General features: G+C 23.2%; 18 protein-coding genes and 2 other RNA genes. 17 read left to right on the forward strand and 3 right to left on the reverse strand.

From position 1 onward, the window contains the following. Window positions 1-4: 4 nt before the first annotated feature. From BT993_RS00450 to BT993_RS00460, 3 genes are all read right to left on the reverse strand, one after another. On the reverse strand, window positions 5-1621 hold the full coding sequence (locus BT993_RS00450) for a ClC family H(+)/Cl(-) exchange transporter (protein ID WP_072592730.1): 1617 nt from the start codon (window positions 1619-1621) through the stop codon (window positions 5-7). A gap of 21 nt (window positions 1622-1642) precedes the next feature. Then, window positions 1643-1982, reverse strand: a transfer-messenger RNA (tmRNA) gene (gene ssrA, locus BT993_RS00455). A 44-nt stretch (window positions 1983-2026) separates the two neighbouring features. Next, the gene (locus tag BT993_RS00460) at window positions 2027-2881 is read right to left on the reverse strand and encodes a hypothetical protein (RefSeq protein WP_072592709.1); all 855 of its coding nucleotides are present in this window, start codon (window positions 2879-2881) and stop codon (window positions 2027-2029) included. 109 nt (window positions 2882-2990) lie between these two features. On the opposite strand from BT993_RS00460, the gene BT993_RS00465 reads away from it, so the two are divergent. The 17 genes from BT993_RS00465 to BT993_RS00545 all read left to right on the forward strand — a co-directional run bounded on the left by BT993_RS00465 (window position 2991) and on the right by BT993_RS00545 (window position 21859). Next, window positions 2991-3455, forward strand: coding sequence for a COG2426 family protein (locus BT993_RS00465; protein ID WP_072592710.1), 465 nt, complete (start codon window positions 2991-2993; stop codon window positions 3453-3455). A gap of 138 nt (window positions 3456-3593) precedes the next feature. Then, the gene (locus BT993_RS00470; protein ID WP_072592711.1) at window positions 3594-4721 is read left to right on the forward strand and encodes a hypothetical protein; all 1128 of its coding nucleotides are present in this window, start codon (window positions 3594-3596) and stop codon (window positions 4719-4721) included. Next, window positions 4703-5368, forward strand: a complete 666-nt coding sequence (locus BT993_RS00475; protein ID WP_072592712.1) for a hypothetical protein — start codon at window positions 4703-4705, stop codon at window positions 5366-5368. Before BT993_RS00470 ends, BT993_RS00475 begins: the two co-directional genes overlap by 19 nt. Window positions 5369-5456: 88 nt before the next feature. Next, entirely contained in the window at window positions 5457-5807 is a 351-nt protein-coding gene (locus BT993_RS00480; RefSeq protein WP_072592713.1) for a hypothetical protein, read from the forward strand. A 1-nt stretch (window position 5808) separates the two neighbouring features. After that, the gene (locus BT993_RS00485; RefSeq protein WP_072592714.1) at window positions 5809-6375 is read left to right on the forward strand and encodes a hypothetical protein; all 567 of its coding nucleotides are present in this window, start codon (window positions 5809-5811) and stop codon (window positions 6373-6375) included. A 31-nt stretch (window positions 6376-6406) separates the two neighbouring features. Next, the gene (locus BT993_RS00490) at window positions 6407-7177 is read left to right on the forward strand and encodes a hypothetical protein (RefSeq protein ID WP_158007918.1); all 771 of its coding nucleotides are present in this window, start codon (window positions 6407-6409) and stop codon (window positions 7175-7177) included. Window positions 7178-7193: 16 nt separating this feature from the next. Beyond that, entirely contained in the window at window positions 7194-10460 is a 3267-nt protein-coding gene (locus tag BT993_RS00495) for a PAAR-like protein (protein ID WP_072592716.1), read from the forward strand. Between the two features lie 8 nt (window positions 10461-10468). Then, window positions 10469-11521: a hypothetical protein gene (locus BT993_RS00500; RefSeq protein WP_072592717.1), complete on the forward strand. Its 1053-nt coding sequence runs from the start codon at window positions 10469-10471 to the stop codon at window positions 11519-11521. A 173-nt stretch (window positions 11522-11694) separates the two neighbouring features. Then, window positions 11695-13506 carry a translational GTPase TypA gene (gene typA, locus BT993_RS00505; protein WP_072592718.1) on the forward strand — a complete coding sequence of 604 codons (1812 nt, stop codon included), beginning with the start codon at window positions 11695-11697 and terminating at the stop codon, window positions 13504-13506. A 4-nt stretch (window positions 13507-13510) separates the two neighbouring features. Beyond that, on the forward strand, window positions 13511-13849 hold the full coding sequence (locus BT993_RS00510; protein WP_072592719.1) for an SdpI family protein: 339 nt from the start codon (window positions 13511-13513) through the stop codon (window positions 13847-13849). A gap of 16 nt (window positions 13850-13865) precedes the next feature. Next, window positions 13866-15110 carry a TolC family protein gene (locus BT993_RS00515; RefSeq protein ID WP_072592720.1) on the forward strand — a complete coding sequence of 415 codons (1245 nt, stop codon included), beginning with the start codon at window positions 13866-13868 and terminating at the stop codon, window positions 15108-15110. Next, window positions 15110-16174: an efflux RND transporter periplasmic adaptor subunit gene (locus BT993_RS00520; protein ID WP_072592721.1), complete on the forward strand. Its 1065-nt coding sequence runs from the start codon at window positions 15110-15112 to the stop codon at window positions 16172-16174. The genes BT993_RS00515 and BT993_RS00520 overlap by 1 nt, the downstream gene beginning before the upstream one ends. Further along, window positions 16171-16860 (forward strand): ABC transporter ATP-binding protein, encoded by a 690-nt coding sequence (locus tag BT993_RS00525; protein ID WP_072592722.1) that lies wholly within the window; start codon window positions 16171-16173, stop codon window positions 16858-16860. Before BT993_RS00520 ends, BT993_RS00525 begins: the two co-directional genes overlap by 4 nt. 1 nt (window position 16861) lies before the next feature. Next, window positions 16862-18064 carry an ABC transporter permease gene (locus BT993_RS00530; protein WP_072592723.1) on the forward strand — a complete coding sequence of 401 codons (1203 nt, stop codon included), beginning with the start codon at window positions 16862-16864 and terminating at the stop codon, window positions 18062-18064. Between the two features lie 91 nt (window positions 18065-18155). Next, window positions 18156-18419, forward strand: an RNA gene (ffs, locus tag BT993_RS00535) — signal recognition particle sRNA large type. A gap of 45 nt (window positions 18420-18464) precedes the next feature. Beyond that, window positions 18465-19685 (forward strand): GNAT family N-acetyltransferase, encoded by a 1221-nt coding sequence (locus BT993_RS00540; protein ID WP_072592724.1) that lies wholly within the window; start codon window positions 18465-18467, stop codon window positions 19683-19685. 2 nt (window positions 19686-19687) lie between these two features. Beyond that, complete coding sequence (locus BT993_RS00545) at window positions 19688-21859, forward strand: peptidase U32 family protein (RefSeq protein WP_072592725.1); 2172 nt, start codon at window positions 19688-19690, stop codon at window positions 21857-21859. Window positions 21860-21927: the final 68 nt, after the last annotated feature.

The following is a 21927-nucleotide window of genomic DNA, read 5'->3' on the forward strand; positions in this document are numbered from 1 at the left end:
CCTTTTAAATATTGTAAATATCAATATTTTCAGTAGATAACTCAGATAGTTTATTCATATATTTTTTTGAAGTATTTTCATCTGTTAATAGAATAAGTATATCTGAATCTTTTAGTATAGTATCTCCTTTTGGAATAAATTGAGGACTACCGGATCTCTCAATTCCAATAATTAATAAATTTGGAGGCCACTTAATATCTTTAATCATTTTATTTGATAATTTAGAATCTGAAATAACTGGTATTTTTATTGTAACTATTTTCTCATTTTTTTCAATAGATTGAGATTTTTTATCATCTCCTTTAAACATATGTTCAAATAGTTCTTCATAAACTGAATTATGTTTAAGTAATTCAGAAAAAGCATATGTAAGAGTAGAAGTAATAACTAATGAAAACAGATTAGAAAAGTTTCCTGTCATTTCAAGTATTAATATTATTCCTGTTATAGGAGTTCTTACAACCGCTGTAAAGTATGAAGTCATAGCAATTAATACAAATAATGTTATATATTCTTCTGAAAAATTAAATGTGTGGACTAAAAATAATCCGTAAATTTTACCAACTAATGCTCCAATTACTAATAAGGGTAAAAATATCCCACCAGGAGCTCCAGTAGAGTATGAAATCATAGTAAATAAGAACTTACCTACTAAAATAAGACCAAGAAGTCTAATTGTTGAATTGTAATCTAATAAATGTTCTATTAAATGATGTCCACCACCCGTAATATCAGGTAAAAAATATATCATTAATAGAGAAAATATAGCGATAATTGATATCTTAGTATATTTACTTAATTTAATATTTGAATATATATCTTTAAATTTAATAATAGAATAGTTAAATGTAGATGCAAGTAAAACCATTATAAAGCATAAAATAGAAATTAGAATTAAATGTAATAATATTTCCTTTAATTCAAAATTTACAGGTGATATAAAACTAAAAGACTCAAACGCAAGTTGAGGACCTAATAAAAATTTTGAAATTAAATTTGCAAATAATGATGCAATTAAAACACATATTAATAATATTGGTGAAAAAAATTTATGTAATTCCTCTATTGCAAAAATAGAACCTGCAAGTGGAGCATTAAAAGCTGCAGCTAAACCTGCACTTGCACCACATGTAATTAAATATTTTTCTTCAACCTCAGTTCTTTTACTTATTTCATTTACACCTTGCCCTACTAAAGATCCTAGATGTATTGATGGACCTTCTCTTCCAAGTGAAAAACCTATGAATATAGTTAATAGACCAGAAAAAAACTTTGTAATTAATTCTGGCAACCAATTAAATTTTACTTTTTTTTGTATTAATCCCATAACTTGAGGAATACCACTTCCAGAAATAAGTGGATATTTACTTAAGGTATATTGAATAATTATTGCTGTTAATATAAATACAATAATTATTAAAGGTAATAAAGGATTAATATTTTTTTCTATTAAATCATTTCTAAATATTGTAATTTTACTAAGTAAAAGAGTATATAAAGATACTATGATACCAGTAATTAAACCAGTTATTATTGAATAAAATATTAGTTTTAATCGTATTTTTCTGGAATGAAAATTAACAAATGATTTGATTGTTTCAAATATTCCTTCTTTTTTCATAAAATACCTTTCTGATAAAAATGGTGGAAGTGACGAGAATCGAACTCGTGTCCAAAATAAAAGCTAAGCATAAAATTCTACAAGTTTATTTCATTTAAGTTTTTAACAAATAAATATTAAATGAACAAAATTTTATTTGCGAGATTATATAATTTCCTAATTAAACATAATCATATTAATTAGTAAGCCATTAAAAATGACGTTACTAGTTGTATAATGGCACTACAAATAATAACGTTAGCTGAACTAAGCAGCTAAAGCAAAATTGTTTTTTCCAATTATTTTTAATGGTGTTTTAAGAGTAGACCATCTCTACTTGCTAATTACGCCCTTTTTATCCTGTCAAAACCAAAACACTCCCACATTAATGTAATTATATCACATTTTTTTATTTTTTTTCAATTATTAATTAAATTTGAATTGAATAAGATCTATGGTATTAAATATTTTTACTGTTTCTGTGTTAGAAAGTCCTAAAATAAGTATTGAAGAATTTATATCTTCTATAAATTTAGTTTTATCAATAGTTGTAAAGATAGAAGAGTATTTTTTTATATATCTCTTTTTATCTAGTATAATTGATAAGATATAAGCATCTAGTTGATAGTTATATTTCTTTGTTTTTTCAGATAAATCCTCAATTATTTCAAAAGCCTTAGAATAATTTTTAGTAAGCATATTTAAAATAAATTCATTTTTTAATATTAATTCGTTTTTTATATCAAAAAACTTATCAACCTCTTTATGTAAAAGCTTCATCATACTTATGTTATTTAAATGATAATTAGAAAAAATTCTGTTATATAACGCATTTAAATATATTGAATTATTTTTTTCAACCTTTATTTTACTAGCATAAAAATCAGCAAGTTCAAATATTTTATTTTTAAAAAATATATTTGAAACTTCAATAAAGAATAAGTCTTCTTTATTTTGAGATTTAATAATTTCAAATATTTTATTTAAATCTTCCTGATGCTTAGGTTTATAAGTATCTAAAGCAAAGAAAAGTTGAATTATATATGAAAAATTATTATTAACAATATCATTATATGTCAGAAATTTTAATAATTTAATTTTTTTATCATGCAAATCATTTTTATCATATAAATTAAGTAATTCTGTTATGATAAATCTTTTAATGTCATCTTGTTCAATTTCTATACTTTTGTCTATCAAATCTAGGGAAATTTCTTCTATAGTTTGATCATAAATAATTAATTCTAAAGTTTTAATAAATTCTTTTAGTTCTTTTTTCATATATACACCTCAGTAAAAGTATACATAGAAGAGGTAATATTGTCAATACATGGAAAAAAAAGAAATATTATGTTAAAATACTTGTAAGACTATAATATAAAGGAGAAACATGTTAGTAAAATATTTTTATATTTTAATTATTTCTGCAATTCCCTTTATTGAATTAAGGGGAGCTATTCCAGTATCTCAAATATTGGGATTGCCTTTATTATCATCTATAGTTGTATCTATAATAGGAAATATTTTGCCAATTCCTTTTGTATATTTTTTTGCTCAAAAAGTACTTGAATTAGGAAAAGAGAATAAATATATTGGTAAATTATTTAAGACTATTTTAGATAAAGGGCATAAAGCTGGAGAAAAAATAACCTCTAAAAGTAAAAATGGATTTTTTTTAGCATTACTTTTATTTGTTGCAATTCCTTTACCAGGAACAGGAGCATATAGTGGTATGTTGGCAGCTTCATTACTTGATATAGATTTTAAAAAAAGTTTTTTTTCAATTTTTTTAGGGATAATTATTGCAGGTTTTATCGTAACAATAATAACATATTTTTTTAGTGCTACGATATAGTAAATACTCTATTAAATCATAGATTTAGTGGAGTATTTTTTATTAAAATAAAAAAAATAAAAAATGAATAAATATTAATTTAAAACTTGACATATTTATAAAATGAGGGTATATTACTCTTAAAGAAATGAGGTGAAAATGAGGGGGATATTTAAAGGAAGTAATAAATCATTAATTCAAAGTAATGATGAAAAGGAAATTGAGGAAAAATTTAAAATAAAAACCGATATAATAAATAAAATTTTTGATGAATTTAATAAAAAAAATGAAATTTTTGAAAAAGAAACTTTAGAAGATTATAATAAAATTTTTAGTTTAAAAGATGAAATAAAAATAAAATTTTTAATAACAAATAAAAAAGAAAAAAATTTTGAATCAATGATAAAAAGGTATAAGTTTGAAGAAGATGTTCAAGTTATTGCAACAGCATATTTAAAATTAGATAAAAATGAAAGAGAGGAAATTGAAAAAAGATTTTTTATTCTTGAATACTCAAAAGACAGTTTAATAAACAAGGTAAAAGTAAAATTTGTTAAAGATGAAAGATATAAAAAGGAAATTGAAATACTTAAAAATTACGCTTATTTAAATAATTTATATATAAATTATTTACCTTTACACATTTTTGATAGTATGTATCTTATAAAAATAGTTTCAATTTACGATAATATTGATTTATATGATTTACATAATGATAAAGATATAGATTTAAATTTTGATTTTAAAGAATATAACGAAAAGGTAAAAATCAATTATGAAATTTTTTGGAATATAGAAAAAATAAATTATTTTTCTAATAAAAAAATAAGACCAACTGAAAAAAATATATATTTTGAATATATATTTAATTTAGATAAAGATTCAAAATATTTAGTTGCTGATACTGAGAAAAATATTTATGGCGTTATTAACACAGGTTATATATTAAAAATTTGGACAACTAGTTCAGAATATAAATTATGGAATTTAATTAAAATAAATTCTGTGGAAAGGGAGGTATTGTTTTCAAATAATATTAATTATGGTTATTTAAAAGTTTTAAACAGGAATTGTATTGAAAATATTATTTTTTCAAATACATTTCTTAGAGAGAGTATTGATGGTTTTAATTTTAAAGATAATATTTTAGGAAAGGAGGAATTTTTTTTGGAAATAATATTTAGTAATAAATGTTTTGCTAAAATTGATACAATTAATTATGTAAAACAAATATTTAAAGAATTATTTCCTGAAAAAAATATTAATATATGTCAAAGTCAATACTAGAAAGAAAAATACCTTATTTCTATAATTACGTATGGTTTGCTCTTTATGATTGTATAAGAAAATATGGCTTATATGATGGTTATGTTAAGCTTTTAAAAACTTTAAAGACAGATAGCAGTACATTTTTTTCTACAATGCAATTTGTTTCAGCATATATGAATGATTATGATAAGTATGTTGCAAGTTTAAATCCAGATTTTTATGATTTTTTAGACGTAAATGAATTAACAGAAGATGAAAGAAATGTAGTATTTATTTTAGCTGCTTCCATGGATTTAAGAGTTAATAAACCTATATTCGAACAAATTTACGAATATATTATTAATGATTTGAAATTAAAGGGAGAATATAAAGAAATAATTGCAAAATATATTTTGAAATTTAGAATAACAAAAAATTTAGATTATGTATTACCAAATATGATAAATGAAGTTTTTTCAAAAAATATTTTTTATAAAAACATAAATAATCATAAATATGTAATATATGTAACTGATAAATTTAATTTTGAAAAAAGCCAATTTATTTCTATTATAGAAAAGTATTTTTTAGAAGAGGGTGAAAAAATTGAAGTGTACTGGGGAAAACATTTTACAGTACTTGATCATGGGAAAGTTGCAAAAATAGATAAAAATGTATTTTTTTAATTAGGGAGGGGATATTATTTTTAATTTTAGTGTATTAATAGAAAATAAAGATGAAAAAATAGTACTTGAAAAGTCTGAAATATTTGATTTGAAATATAATTTTAAATCACGTAATGACAGTCTTATTGTTGGAGATAAGGGATTATCAATTACTTTAGGAATAAAGTTTTTAAATGATCCAAATGATAGTAAAATTAGAGAAAAAAGTAAAAAAGTTTTAGAAAGTATTTTAGAATGGGTATCTCAAAAACATGATTACAGGAAGTTAATAATAGAAGAAATTTTAACTGAAGATGAAAAAATTATTTACATTTTTAATAATATTTATATTGATGAAATGATAAAAAAATATAATGTAGAAAATATAGGAGAATATACAATATTATTAAAACAAAATTTATTAGAAAAAAATAAAATTGAGATAAAAAAGGAGAAATAATATGGAAACTTTAATTTTAAAATTAGATAATTTAACATTAAGAAATATATTTGTACACGATTTTAAATCATTTAGTAAATATAATGAAAATAGTGAGGATATAATAATATTTTCTTGTGAAAGTAAATATGAAGAAGAGTTATTAAATATTTTAGATAAAAAAGAAATTAAATATAATATTAGTGGTTTTGAAACTAGAGAATTTAGAGGTATAGTTAAAGAAATTTTAGTTGAAACATTAGATGAATCAACTTTAATTGTAAGATTAAGTGGAGTAGATGAAAGTGTAAAACTTAAATTAAATAAAAAACTAGTTAGACTTTATCAAGATACAACATTACCAGTAAAGAAAGTTATTGAGGATATTTTGAAAGATTATGGAATGGACTATCATATATCAAAAAATATAGATATGGAAATAGGAAGAGTATATTATCAGTATAATGAAGATGATTGGGCATTTTTAGTACGAATTTTATCGGATATTAATGAAAGAATTTTTATTAATAAAGATGGCATAATTATAATAGGGGAAGAAAAATTATCGGAGGAAGAAGAGGTTGCGTAAAGTTACTGTTATCAATAGAAATGGAAATAAATTGATAAAATTTATGGATAATAAAATTCATTCATTAGGGAAAATTTTTAAATATAAAGATGAACAATTTATAGTAAATGAATCTAAAATAGAATTAAAAAATAATATGTTTTTTTGTACAGTAGAATGTTCTAAAATAGGAGAATATAAATTAAGAACAATTAAAAATACAAATATAACAGGTAGTTCTTTAATGGGAAAAGTCGTTAAGATATTTTCAAGAGATGAAAAAGCATATATGAATGTTGATTTTAGTGAATTTTTAAAAGAAAAGTATGGAAATGTACAAACTTTTGGAAAAAATTATGTAGATATACCTTATAAAACTTTTTATTCACAATCAAATACAGGGCTTTTCCCTACACCAGAAATAAATGATGTGGTTGATGTGGTATTTATTGATGAAAATGAAAATAATATGAAAGTGTCATGGTGCTTGGAAAATGAAAATAGTTCAAGATTTAATGATGGAGAAAAAAGAAATTATTTGAATAAAGAAATAGATTTTAACATTAATAAAGACAGGGTATATATTAATTTTAAAAATAAAATGGAAATATTGACTACAAATTTTGTTTTAAATTCAAAAGATATAGTGATTTCAGCTAAAGAAAAATTAGGAATAGCTTCAGAATTGGATATTTCAGTTGAAGCAAATGATGATTTACAAATTTTTGGTAATGAATTAGAGTTAAGAAGTAAATCTAAAAATTTAAGTATAGTAAGTGAGGGGAATTTACTTTTAAAAGGGAAACAAATTCATAATGATTAAGTTAAAAGGGGGATAAATGGAATTAAAAAAATTTGAAGATATAGATATTACTCAAGAACTTTCAAATTTTTTTGATAAATTAGCAGAAGTATTTTTGCTTAAGAAATATAATGAAATTGATGATACAAATTTTGGAAGATATAAGTTAAGTAAATTAAAAATTGAAGAAAAATTTCCAAATACTGATTTTGATTTCTTAGTTTATACAAAAGAAGGTTATCTTATGCAAGATGAATTAATAATAATTACCTTTAAAGATTTAATGAAAGAATTAAATACTTTAATAGAAGAATTTGAAAATCAAGAAATATACATAGAAAAAAATATAAAGTATTTAAGTAAATATAATGAAGTTGATTTTAAGGATATTAAATCTAAAAATCCAAATTTAGTAAACATAAATGATTATAGATCTAAAAATATAAAAATTACTTTAGGGGGTATATTATCTACAGCTCATGTTTTTGGAAGTAAGAGGTTGACTGACTTTTTTAAAAATAGAAAATATATCTATCTTGATGAAAATAATGTTCCAATTACAGAATATTTTAAACAATTAGAATTAATTGATGTATCCAAACTTTTTAAGAAAAAAGATGAGGAAATAGAAGTAGTAGTGCCAATAGAAAATAATAAAGATGATAAAATTATCAAAGAATTATCAGAAAAAGATAAAAAAGATTTTTTTGGGCAAGATAGTAAATCTGATATATCATCTATATTAGATAAATTAAAAGATCCTGATATTATTAAGGGCATAATAGAGCTTAAAAAAAATTCTAAAAAGAATAATGAAGTAAAAGGAAATGAAAAAAACAATAATAATAAAAGTAAAAATAGTGGGAGTAATAATAGTAATATCAGTAATAATGTCTCTACTAAATCAAATGAAAATACATCTAAAAAAATTGTTAAAAGTAATGATAAAATAAATAATCTACTTAGAGAAAAATATAATTCTAATAAATACAAGGAAAATGCAAGTAAATATGTTGAAAATACAACAAATAGAACCATTTCAGAAAAAGATGAAGAAGATATAAATAACATACTTAATATGTATGAGGAACAAACTAAAGATAAAAATGGTGTAGGAGATACAATAAAACAAAAAGGATATGATTATTTTAGAGATGTATCCAAGAAAAAAGAAAAACTACATACTGAAGATATGATATATTTAATACTTAAAAATAATAGGGGGAATGAATTAGATATATTGGAAAAAAGTTTAGGGGGTTATAGCTGTAGATACATTAAAGAAAGTTTTGTACATAAAATTAAATCTGTTTCAAAAAATATATTTTTATCCAAGATAAGTAATTTGATAAATATGAATTTAAAAAATATTGGAATTAATTATGAGGTTGATTTATCAGATTACAATTATCTAAATTATGGGAAAAAGGATATTGATGATATTTCTTTAAAAGGGGATAAGAGAATACTAGATTATATTAAATTAAATAATTTAGTTAAATCTAGTTTCTCTGTTGACTCTAAAGGTATTAGGATATATCCTAGAAGTAGAAGATTATTTGATAATATATTGATAAAATATATTAAAAATAGGATAAGGTACAAAAAGAGTAATTTTGATGGTATAGATTTGAAAGATTTAAATCTTTCCAGAAATACCCTTATTTCTTTAGATGAATTAACTTTTGGATTATCAGAAGAAGAATATAATTTAATTGATCAGATAGGAAATGAATTAAATATTACAAAGTTAATTATTTACTTACTTAAGAATAAATTTAGATATAGTAAAAAAATACTTGAAAATATAAATTCTAATATCAATAAGACATATGATGAATATATGAGAGATAATAGTAAAGAATCGGATAAAAATAGTATTAAAGGACTTTTTCCTACAAAAATAAGTTTAGAAAAGCATTGTGAATTGAAAGGGATAAGAGGTATTTATTTTTTCTATAAATCATTTTATGATGAAGAAAATAATAAAATTTTAAATTCAGAAACAATTGCTACAACAAGTGTGATTGTTAAATGTAATCAATGCCCAACACCAAGTAAATTTATTGCAGGGTCAGTAAATACATTTGTTAAGGGCGATATGGTATTAACAGATAAAGATAAATTAATAACTCCATTTGCAACTTGTCCAATTACAAAAGTTTGTAATATTAATATTATAGGAAGTAGTTGGACTCCAGTTTCAAACTTAAAATATGGTTCTAATAATGCTTTATTATTAACTTCCAAAATTAATTGTAGCTTTGGTGGAACTATAAGTTTAGAATCAACGACTATTAAAAATGTTTTAAACTCAAGTATAGAAACTGTTGAAAATAAGGAGAAAACTGATATTAAGATTAATTCCCCTTTTAAAACAAAAGATGAACTTATTGATTTTTTAGATAAAAGAGTAATTTCTTTTAAATTAATAAATGATTTATATGATTTAAAAGATAACAGAATTAAATTTGTTAAAAATTTAAATACATATATTAATGAGATGAAAAAGATATTATCTGTATATTTATCTCCTAAATATGTTGATAAGAAAATTACATATAATCTAGCAATTTATGATAATGAAAAAATTATTGATACATCAGATATTATGGATGTTATAAAAGAGTACTTTAATTCATTTATTAATAGAGGTGTAAACACTAAAGGATATGAAATTTTCAAAAAATATAGAAAAAATATAAATGGTAATAAATTTTTAGAAGAATATTTAAAATCTAAGGATAGTATTAGTGCTACATATGATTATGAAATTAATAAAAGTAAAAATGAACCTATTTGGATAAAATATTTATTAAAGGAATATAATAGATATAAATTTAGAAAAAGAAATATAAGGCTGAATGAAGAATTTAAAAGAAAAGTTGTTATGTATCATAAAATAGGAGGAGGAATAGATGCAAATAGTCAAACTCCTTGGTGTTCTTCTTTTGTAAATTGGATTTTAGATATTTCTGGTATAGGAAGCTTTAAAACAGCATCATCACAAAAAATGATAAATAAACTTAAAAGAATTGATAAGCCTTTGTATGGTTCTATATTAATTTTTACAAAATATAATAAAAATAATGAATCTACAGGACATGGTCATATTACATTTTTAATGGATATTACAGATGATAAAAAACAATATATTTGTTTAGGGGGAAATCAAGAAAGAGAAATAAAATATAGTAAATATTATGTGGATAAGAAAATGGGAATTAAAGGAGGATATTTTAAACTTAATGGAATATTTTGGCCTCCGGATTATCCATATGATAAAATTGAGGAAATAAAATAGGGGGAAAAATGAAAAAAATATTACTATTTTTTATTGCAACAACATTAGTTTTAGCAAATAGTAATTCAACTACTAATACTAGTGAGGAAATAAAAAAATTAAAAGAACAAATAGAGAATTTAAAAGAAGAAATAGAAAATAGAGATAATTTAAAATATGATGGACTAGATGCTAATGTAAAGAAAGAAATAGATGAATACGCATTAAATATGTCTCAAAAAATAGATATTTTAAAAGATAAAATGAAAACTAGGTATAAACTAGGTAATTTCACAACTGCTGGAGAAAGCTTTTTAGAAAGCCTTGAAGATGATGATAGTAAATTTAGATTTGGAATTATCAATAAATCTATTTTAAATAAAACTTCTCATAAAAATAATACAGACTTATTTTTTATTAAAAATATTAATAATGATGGCAATATATTTGGTGTTGGAGTATATGGTGGATATAGTAATAGCAAGTATAAAAAATATACTAATAAAGATTTGCATGGCTTAGATGTTGGAGTTATTTTAGAGGGAGAATTTCCAGAATATGGTTTAAAAGTAATATCTATGAATGAATTTAATAAAGATTTTAAAATAAATGAAGATTATGTGTCTAATTCAATTGTAGGTGGATTGGGTATTACATATAAGAAGCAATTTGGCTCTTTATTTTATGTAGAACCTATGGGATTTATGCTATATGGTAGTAACATAAATACAAATTTAAGATTTAATGACACAAATGTAAATATAAAAAATAATTTTATGTATAATATAGGAACTAATTTAAAATTAGGTTTAGAAAATGAGATTAGAAATAATTTATATAATTTCTATATAGAAACATCTTTTGATAAAAAAATTAAAAAAGATAATAACTTAATTTTTAAATTTAAAGATAAAGAAAGATATTCAACTGTACCTTTAGAAAATGATATTAATCTTGATTTAGGTTTAGGCTTTGACATCTTATTAAATAAAGAACATAGATTTCATATAGAAACAGGAATAGGTTTAATACCATCTGAAAAGGTATATAAGATAGGTGCATCTTATGAACTATTAAAATAACTATATTAAATACTGATTTTTTGAGTCAGTATTTTTTTATATCTTGACATTAACATTAATATAGTGTACTATATAAATATAACGATGATAAGATTAAGTTAATTATATATACAAAAGTGACAAAAAATGCTATAATACATATGATAAAAAGAGGAAGGTAATAGTTAATATAAATGAAAATAAAAAATATCGCAATTATAGCACACGTAGATCACGGAAAAACAACATTAGTTGATTCATTGTTAAGACAATCAGGGACTTTTTCACAACATGAAAAAATACAAGAAAGAGTAATGGATAGTAATGACATAGAAAAGGAAAGAGGAATTACAATATTTTCAAAAAATGCTTCTATCAAATATGATGATTATAAAATTAATATAGTTGATACACCAGGGCATTCTGATTTTGGTGGTGAAGTACAGAGAATATTAAAAATGGTAGATTCTGTTTTACTTTTAGTTGATGCTTTTGAGGGTGTTATGCCACAAACTAAATATGTTTTAAAACAAGCATTAGAACATGGTTTAAATCCAATAGTAGTAATAAATAAAATAGATAGACCAAATTCTGATCCTGAAAATGTTGTAAATATGGTATTTGATTTATTTGTTGAATTAGGTGCTAATGATGCTCAACTTGATTTTCCAGTTGTTTATGCTTCAGCTAAATTAGGAATTGCAAAATTAAGTTTAAATGAAGAAACAGATAATATGAAGTCATTATTTGATTTAATCATTGAAAAAGTACCACAACCTGATGGAGATTTAAATGAAACATTGCAAATGCTTGTTACTAATATAGAGTATGATGAATATGTTGGTAAACTTGCAACAGGGAGAGTGTATAATGGAACAATTTCAAGAAATCAAGAAATAGTATTAATAAAAAGAGATGGAACTCAAGTTAAATCTAAGATTAGTAGAATTTATGGATATGAGGGTCTAAAAAGAGTAGAATTAGAAAAGGCTGGTGCTGGAGAAATAATAACGGTTGCTGGGATTGAGGGAGTGGATATAGGTGAAACTATTTCAGATAAGGATAATATAAGAGCCTTACCACTTATAGATATAGATGAACCTACATTATCAATGAATTTTATAGTCAATGATTCTCCATTTGCTGGAAGAGATGGAAAGTTTATTACTTCAAGAAATATATTAGAAAGATTAACTAAAGAAGTAAATCATAATGTAAGTATGAAACTAGAGCAAACAGACTCTCCAGATGTATTTTTAGTTAAAGGACGTGGAGAACTTCAACTTTCAATATTATTAGAAAATATGAGAAGAGAGGGATATGAAGTTCAAGTTTCTAAACCAAAAGTAATATTTAAATATATAGATGGAGTATTATTTGAGCCTATTGAGTATGCAACTATTGATGTAGCAGATGAATTTGTTGGAGTTGTTATTGAAAAAATAGGTGTTAGAAAAGGAGAAATGGTTAATCTTGTACAAGGTGGAGATGGATATACAAGACTTGAATTTAAAGTACCAGCTAGATGTTTAATAGGATTTAGAAATGAATTTTTAACAGACACAAGAGGTACTGGTATACTTAATCATACTTTCTATGATTATGAAAAATATAAAGGAGATGTTCCAAACTTTAGAAAAGGAGCATTAATATCTATGGAAAATGGAACAACATTTGCATATGCTTTAAATAACTTACAACCAAGAGGTATATTATTTGTTGAACCAGGAGTAGAAGTATATGAGGGAATGATAGTAGGAGAACATACAAGAGATAATGATTTAGTTGTAAATGCTTGTAAAGGAAAGAAATTGACTAATATGAGAGCAGCTGGATCAGATGATAATGTTAAATTAGCTCCTGCAAGAGTATTCACTTTAGAGATGGCTCTTGAATATATTAATGATGATGAATTGGTTGAAATTACCCCTAATCAAATAAGGTTAAGAAAAAAATTATTAACTGAAAATGAAAGAAAAAAAGCTAGAAATAGCATAGAAAGGTGATAAAATGAAATTCTTTTTATTAATGAATATATTTTTAACACCCTTTTTAATGATACTTTTAGGATATTTATGGACAAGAAGATTTCCAGCAAATGTAAACAAGCTGTATGGGTATAGGACTAAGTGGTCTATGTTATCTCAAGAAACATGGACTTTTGCAAATAAAATGTTCTCAAAACTATTTTTTATATTTGGAATAATATCACTTATATGTACAGCTATATATGCTAAAAATAAATTTACATCTTTAGTATTTATTCAAATATTATTACTGTTAGTACCATTTTTTATAACAGAAATTCTTTTAAGAATATTTTTTAATGATAAAGGTGAAAAAAAGTAAGTAAAGGAGAGATTATATGAAGAAATTAACAATATTATTGATGTTTTACTCTTGTATTTCTATTGCAAATAATGTTGAAAATTTAGAAAAAAAATTAGATTCAACTTATGCTTCAAAATACAAAAAGTTGGAAAAAGAAAAAATGAAGAATAATTTAATGGATTTTAATAAGTTAAATATAAGTTCAGGAATAAATTATTCAAAACCAAGCACTGCTAATAGTGGTAGTAGTGGTAATGGTAATGGTCATAGCTTAATACAAAGCAATAATATTCGTTTAGGATTTATTGACTATAATTTATCATTAGATTTATTAAAAAGTGGAGAAATTAGTAGTCATAGTATTAGTGCATCTAAAACTATTAATGAATATTTCTATAATAGAATTGATGAAAATAGAATAAACTATGATATCTCTAAATATAAATTGGAAGAAGAGAAAGAAAAAGAGTTATTTGATAAAATTGATTTAATAAAAAGATATGTATTACAAAATAAGATAGTAGAATTAAATAATAAAGAGAAAGAAAGATTTGAACAAGATAAAAATAAAATTGAAGAAAGCTATAAGCTTGGTATAATTTCTAAATATGATTATGAAGTAGGTAAGAGTAATTTAGAACTTTCTGAATTAAAATTCTCTATAGATAATGATACATTAGAACAAATAAAAGTAAATATGGTAGCACAAGAAATTAATTTAGAAAATTTAGAGTTTGATTATGACTTAGAAAAGATAAGTGATGAAGTAATTAAACAATATGTAAAAAATAAATATACAAGAATAGAAGAATTACAAATTGCTAAAAAAGAATATGATTATACTAAAGATTTAGTAATCAATAAAATACCTTCGATTACACCATCTATAGGATATGATATAAAAGCTAATGCGTTTAATGCAGGTGTAACTGTTTCTAAGAGTTTTAATATAATAACAAATGAATATGATGATATGAGAGAATTAAAAGAAGATATTCAAAAGAAAAAGAATAATTTAAATATCTTTGAGCAAAAGAAATACATAGAAGAAAAGAATTCATATAATAATTTATTATTTAGATATATTAGTAATGAAACAAAAGTTAAAAATTTAGAAAAAGAAGTAGAAATTATTGAAAGAAAATTTGAGCTGGGTTCTGAAAAATATACTAAACTTTTAGAAAAAAGAAATGAATTATTGAAAGCTAAAATTGATTTAGAAGAATCAAAAATTAATTTAAATATACAGAATTTTAAATTTAAAAGAGGTGTTAAATAATGAAAAAAATTAGTAAAACTAAAAAGATCATATTCGGAGTTGTATTATTAGCTTTAATTGGTTTTGGTGTAAAAATGTATTCAAGTTCATCATCAGTAAATTCAAATACAAATGTAACTCAAGTATATGAGGCTAAAAAACAAGACATTGAATTAAATTATGAAGTTACAGGTGAAGTTCATAGTGAAAAAGAAGTATTAATATTTTCAAATATACAAGGAAAAGTTAAAAAAGTTAATTTCAGAAAAGGAGATGTAGTAAAAAAAGGAGATGTATTAGTTGAATTAGATTCATCAAGTTTACAAGAAATTAACTCTAATATTAATAAATTAAAAATTAATTTATCAGCAAAACAAAAAGAATATAGAGATGCCCTTTCTTTATATAAAATAGGGGGTATATCTAAAAATGAAGTTGATAGATTAAGTGATGCAGTAAATCTTGCACAAATGGATTTAAAAAATGCACAAAATAATAGTAGTGAATTTTCAAATAAAATTTTATCAACTGTTTCAGGAGTAATTACTGAATCTTATGTAGATGAAAATTTAAAAATAGATTTAAGTAAATATCTATTTAAAATAGTTGATGTAGAAAATTTAAAAGTACATGCAGAAGTACCAAATGCTAAATTAAAAAGTATTAAAGAGGGTGTTAAAGTTAATATAACATCTGAATCTTTAGAAAATGGTGAAGTTATAGAATCTACAATAACTGAAATTTCTAAAATTTCAAAGAAAAGTAAACAATTTAATGATGCAGTTACAGATGTTGTAGCAAAAATTGATTCAAATTCTAAATTAAAACCAGGAGATACAGTTAAATTAAATATAATACTTGAAAGTATTAAAAATGCAGTAACTGTAAACTTTTTAGATGTATCTTTTGAAGGTGATAAAACTTATGTTTACACAGTAGATGAAAATGGAAGAGTTAAGAAAAATGAAGTAGTTTTAGGTAAAACTAATAACATAGTTTATGAAATTAAGTCAGGTATTAAAGAGGGAGATAAAATATTAAATAATTCAAGTAGAATATATAAAGAGGGAGATAAAGTACAATGATAGAAGTTAAGGATGTTACTAAAGTATATCAAAATGGTAAACTTTCCTTAGAAGTACTTAAAGGCTTAAACTTATCTGTAAGTGAGGGAGAATATGTTGCGTTAATGGGTCCTTCTGGTAGTGGGAAGTCAACTTTTTTAAATATTTTAGGGTGTTTAGATAATTTAACTACAGGTACATATATTTTAAATGGTATTGATGTATCTTTAATGAATGAGACTGAACTTTCAACAGTAAGAAATGAAAATATTGGTTTTGTATTCCAAGCATATAATTTATTACCTAAATTAACTGCTTTAGAGAATGTAGAATTACCTGCTATGTATAAAGGGATTGATAAAGAAACTAGGCTTGAAAAAGCTAAAAAAGCTTTAGAAATGGTTGGTCTAGGAGAAAGAATAAATCATAGACCTGTTGAAATGTCAGGAGGTCAAAAACAAAGGGTTGCTATTGCAAGAGCATTAATTAATGACCCTAAAATCATATTTGCTGATGAGCCAACAGGAAATTTAGATAGTAAATCTGGAGAAGAAATTCTTAAGATTTTCAAAGATTTAAATGATAAAGGCGTTACAATAATTATGGTTACGCATGAAGAAGATGTTGCACAACATACTAAAAGAATAATAAGACTTAGAGATGGTGTAATAAATTCTGATGAAATCGTAAAAGAGAGAAGGGGATAGTATGGAAATATTAGAATTAATAAAATTATCTCTTAAAAGTTTATATGGTTTCAAAATGAGATCTTTTTTAACAACCCTAGGAATTATTGTTGGTATAGGTTCAGTTGTAATGATATCTTCAATTGGTGCTGGATTTGAATCTGGATTATTAAGTGATGTTTCTAAAATTTCTGCAAAACTAATAACAGTATCTATAAATCATCAAAAATTAGGTAAATCTGAAAGAAGTAGAAATCATTATTTTACTGAAAGTGATATGTTATTAATGGAAAAACAAGAAAACATAGATAAAGTATTTGTTGAAAATGGATTATTGGGTATAGATGGAGAGGGTAGATACTATAGAGTAGCTGCCTATGGGAAAAAAGCTTTAGATGTATTAAGTCCAAAAATTTCAACAGGTAGATCTTTCACAGAAGATGAATTTAATTCTAAAAATAATTTAGCAGTGCTTGGAAGAACAAGTGCGATTAATTTATTTGGTAGTGAAAAAGAAGCATTAGGTAAACAATTAACATTTGATACATTTAATTATGATACAAGAGAAACTTTAACAATAATAGGAACTTATATAGAACCACATGAAAAAATAAAAAAGACATTTAATGATAAAACTATTGATGTAATTACAAATGATAAAGATTTTTCAAATGTTGAATTTCATGAAACAGTAACTGTAAAAGTAAAAAATGAAAAAGATATATCTAAAACAGTAAATCAAATAAAAGAGTATTTAAATGCTAAATCTGATTATCAAGATATATATGATGTTAAACTGTATTCAGAAGATGTAAATAAATTATCAGATGTATTGAATAAAATTTCATTATTTATTTCTCTAGTTGCAAGTATTTCACTTGCCGTTGGAGGAATAGGAGTTATGAATATTATGCTAGTTTCAGTTACTGAAAGAATTTCAGAAATTGGACTTAGAAAAGCTATAGGTGCTAAAAATAAGGATATATTAATGCAATTTTTAATAGAGTCTGTTACACTTACTTTATTAGGTGGATTAATAGGTGTCTTATTTGGATTAACATTAGCATTCTTAGTAGGTATTCCATTTGGTATTGTACCTATATTAAAATTAAATATACTAATAGTAGCTTTAGTAGTTTCTATGGGAACAGGATTAATATTTGGAATATATCCAGCTAAAAAAGCATCTAAATTATCACCTATGGAAGCATTAAGAAGTGAATAAATATCTTAAAGGAATAATTTTTATAGTTATTCCTTTATTTTTTAAAACGGCACTATTGATAAAATATTAAAAAAATGATATAATAGATTTACCATACAAGTCGGGGAGGTAGCGGGTCCTTGTACCTGAAGTCCGCTTTAGCAGGGATGATACCAATTTTGAGGGTAATTCTGGTGTTCACGCCATATTGTATTAATGTTGATAAAATTGTCCTATATTGTAAAAATTCAGCGAACCATGTCAGGTCGGGAACGGAGCAGCATTAAGTTGAGATTTTTAGGTTTATGGGGTAGCTATTTTTGAGTTGATACAATATGAAACCAATGTTGGACTTATTCGATTAATTGGTGTATGGTACATAGCTAGTTATCTAGCTTTTTTTATTATTTTAGGAGATTTTATGAGAATAAGTAAAGTTGATTTTGAAGATTTATATGAATTTAAAGATATTAAACATGAAGAAAATAACATATATTATGCTATTTCATTTGAACATAGAATATTTGGTTATTTAATTTTGAAAAAAGAAAATAGCTTAATTATTGATAAAATATATATAAAATATGATTATAGGAATAGTGGATATGGTTCTAAACTTTTAGATTTTGCAATTTATGACTGTATAAATTTAGGTTATGACCAAGTAGTCGTAAAAGAACATAAAAGAATAGATAACTTTTTAGAAAAAAATGATTTTGTGAAAATAAATGATGTTTATACAAGAATGAATTTAAAAGAGGGAATAGAAGATTTAAATTCAACAATTAAAGTTAGTAAAATTTCAATTATTGTAAATATTATACTTGTTATTTTCAAAATGTTTTTAGGATATAGTTTTAGAATAAATTCATTAGTAGCAGATGGTATAAATTCATTGTCAGATTTAATTAATAATGTATTAGTGTTAGTGGGTGCTAATATAGGGAAGAAACCAAGTGATGAAGATCATCCATTTGGTCATGGTAAAGTTGAATCTGTATTTAGTTTAATAATTGGTGTGATAGTAATTTTAACATCATTTGGAGTATTAAAGAATGGTATTTTAATGTTAATAAGAAAAGAATATTTAGAAATAAATGATAAATTTTATTCGATTTTACTGATATCTATTCTATTAGTATTAATTAAAATATTACAATATTTTTATGTCTATTTTATATCAAAAAAATATACAAATCCTTTAATAAAAGCATTGCTATTAGATTACAATGTAGATATTATACTATCAATAACTGTTGTACTAGGACTTTTAACATCTAAGTATATTTCACAGAATATAGATGCAGTGCTTTCCATTGTTATTTCTGGATATTTAATATTTCAAGGATACACTATTGTTAAAGAAAATACTTTAATATTAATGGATTCACAAGATGAAAATCTATTATTAAATGTAAAATTATTAACCTTAGAAGTTAAAGAAATTGAAAATATACATGATATTTATATGACTACAGTAGGAAAAAAAATATATATTATTGCAGATATTAGAGTAAGCCCTAATATTACATTAGAAAAAGCTCATGAAATATCAGTTATAGCAGAGAAAAAAATTAAATTTAGATATTCAAATATTAAAAAAGTAATATATCATATAGAACCAACATATGGTGAGGAGTAAGTATGAGAATAGTTGGACCAGCAGGTAATTTTGAAAAATTAGATGCTGCAATAAAAGCAGGGGCAGATGAAGTCTTTTTAGGTTTAAAAGGTTTTGGTGCAAGAAGAAATAATGATAATTTTGCTATGCAAGAATTACTAGATGGAATAGATTATGCACATAAAAAAGGAGTAAAGGTTTTACTTGCACTTAATACAATAATGAGAGATATGGAAATTAAATCGGTTTATAAGAATTTTAAACCTATATATGAACATGGAGTTGATGCTGTAATTGTACAAGATTTAGGTTTAATTAAATTCTTGAAAACAAATTTTCCAGATTTAGTTTTACATGGAAGTACTCAGATGACAGTAGCTAATTATGTTGAAGCTAATTATCTAAAGGAATTAGGTTTATCAAGAGTTGTACTTGCAAGGGAATTATCTTTTAACGAAATAAAGGAAATTAGAGAAAAAACAGATATTGAACTTGAAGTTTTTGTTTCAGGTTCTATGTGTATTTCTTATTCTGGAAATTGCTATGTATCAAGTTTTATAGGTGGTAGAAGTGGTAATAGAGGTATGTGTGCATATACATGTAGAAAAAAATTTAAAGATGAAGAAGGACAGTTATCATATTTTTTATCACCAAATGATCAATTATTAGAAGAAGTTGAAATAAAAAAATTAAAAGAAATTGGAATAGATGCTATTAAAGTAGAGGGAAGAAAAAAACAACCTGAATATATTTTTGAAACTGTTTCATATTATAAAGATATATTAAATGGGATTAGTAGAAAAAGTGAAAGCTATAAGTTGTTTAATAGAGGATATTCTAAAGGATACTTTTATTTAGATGATAAATTAATGAACCATAAGTATTCATCAAATTTTGGATATCTATTAGGAAAAATAGAAAATAATAATGAAATTAAAATATTAGATGATTTAATTTTAGGTGATGGAATACAATATGTAAATCAATATTTTGAAAAAATAGATGGTGTTTATGTAAATAAAATATATAAGAATGGGTCAAAGGTTTTAAGTGCAGAAAAAGGGGATATGATATATTTGCCAGATATACCTAAAGGCACAAAATATATATATAAAAATTATTCAAAAGAAATAAATGATAGAATAAATCATGATATTAAAGTACGTAAAAGATATAAAAAAATTAATGCAAAAGTAATTGCAAATTTAAATGAAGAAATATATATAGAATTTTCAACTATGAATAATTTTAATAAAGAAATTAAAGTTGGAATTAAAGGTGAAATATTAAATACTTTAGCAAATAAAAAAATTACAGAAAAAGATATAATTAGTAAGCTTTCTGAATTAGGTGATACTGATTTTGAAATAGAGAATATTGAAGTATTTTATGATGGGAAAGTATTTATACCATTTAGTAAAATAAAACAAATAAAAAGAGAATTAGTTGAAAAATTAACATTGAAATTAATATCTTCATATAAGCATGAAAAATTAGAATATATAGAATTTAAGTATCCTAAACTAGAACAATCAACTAATCCATTTTTTTCTGCTCTATGTAGAACAGATGAACAAGAAGCTAAATGTAGAGAACATGGAATAACAAAAATTTATAGAGAAAATTTTGATATTGTAAAACAAAAAAATATTTCTAATAAGTTAATTAATAAAAATACAAATCTTGTTTCAAATTTATATCAATTAATAAAAGGAAGAGAAAATGGTATTAAAAATCAAGCAATAAATTGGAATTTTAATGTTTTTAATAACATTAGTATAGATGTGTATTCAGCATTTGAAAATGTAGATACAATTTTTCTTTCTCCTGAATTAAATTATAAGCAACTTAAATTAATGACAAATACAGCATTAAAAAGAGGGCTTGTTATTTATGGTAGTTTGAAAACAATGTATATAGAACATACTATAAATAATAAGAAATATAAAGAAATACAAGGAGAACATTTTGATAGATATAAGGTTGTTAAAAATGACTTAGATAATATCGAATTATACCTATATAAACCTATGAATTTAATTCCTAAACTAGATTTAATTTATTCATTAAATCTTGATGAATTAAGACTTGATTTTACTTTTGAGAGTGGAGAAGAAGTTGAGAAAATTATTAAATCTTTAAAAACTAAAACTGGAAAATATAATCCATATGCCTTTGATATGGGTGTAAGTTAATAAAATTGTCCAAAATTTTTTTGGACTTTTTATTTAAAAAAAATATATATATGTTGTGAGATAATACA

Origin of the sequence: Streptobacillus ratti, assembly GCF_001891165.1 — a bacterium.
Classification (GTDB): Bacteria; Fusobacteriota; Fusobacteriia; order Fusobacteriales; family Leptotrichiaceae; genus Streptobacillus; species Streptobacillus ratti.

Coding starts and splice junctions, on each gene's coding strand:
- BT993_RS00470 (WP_072592711.1), top strand. CDS start 3,594: ATGAGGGGGATATTTAAAGGAAGTAATAAATCATTAATTCAAAGTAAT.
- BT993_RS00495 (WP_072592716.1), top strand. CDS start 7,194: ATGGAATTAAAAAAATTTGAAGATATAGATATTACTCAAGAACTTTCA.
- BT993_RS00485 (WP_072592714.1), top strand. CDS start 5,809: ATGGAAACTTTAATTTTAAAATTAGATAATTTAACATTAAGAAATATA.
- BT993_RS00510 (WP_072592719.1), top strand. CDS start 13,511: ATGAAATTCTTTTTATTAATGAATATATTTTTAACACCCTTTTTAATG.
- BT993_RS00475 (WP_072592712.1), top strand. CDS start 4,703: ATGTCAAAGTCAATACTAGAAAGAAAAATACCTTATTTCTATAATTAC.
- BT993_RS00525 (WP_072592722.1), top strand. CDS start 16,171: ATGATAGAAGTTAAGGATGTTACTAAAGTATATCAAAATGGTAAACTT.
- BT993_RS00540 (WP_072592724.1), top strand. CDS start 18,465: ATGAGAATAAGTAAAGTTGATTTTGAAGATTTATATGAATTTAAAGAT.
- BT993_RS00450 (WP_072592730.1), bottom strand. CDS start 1,621: ATGAAAAAAGAAGGAATATTTGAAACAATCAAATCATTTGTTAATTTT.
- BT993_RS00520 (WP_072592721.1), top strand. CDS start 15,110: ATGAAAAAAATTAGTAAAACTAAAAAGATCATATTCGGAGTTGTATTA.
- BT993_RS00530 (WP_072592723.1), top strand. CDS start 16,862: ATGGAAATATTAGAATTAATAAAATTATCTCTTAAAAGTTTATATGGT.
- BT993_RS00460 (WP_072592709.1), bottom strand. CDS start 2,881: ATGAAAAAAGAACTAAAAGAATTTATTAAAACTTTAGAATTAATTATT.
- BT993_RS00465 (WP_072592710.1), top strand. CDS start 2,991: ATGTTAGTAAAATATTTTTATATTTTAATTATTTCTGCAATTCCCTTT.
- BT993_RS00515 (WP_072592720.1), top strand. CDS start 13,866: ATGAAGAAATTAACAATATTATTGATGTTTTACTCTTGTATTTCTATT.
- BT993_RS00500 (WP_072592717.1), top strand. CDS start 10,469: ATGAAAAAAATATTACTATTTTTTATTGCAACAACATTAGTTTTAGCA.
- typA (WP_072592718.1), top strand. CDS start 11,695: ATGAAAATAAAAAATATCGCAATTATAGCACACGTAGATCACGGAAAA.
- BT993_RS00545 (WP_072592725.1), top strand. CDS start 19,688: ATGAGAATAGTTGGACCAGCAGGTAATTTTGAAAAATTAGATGCTGCA.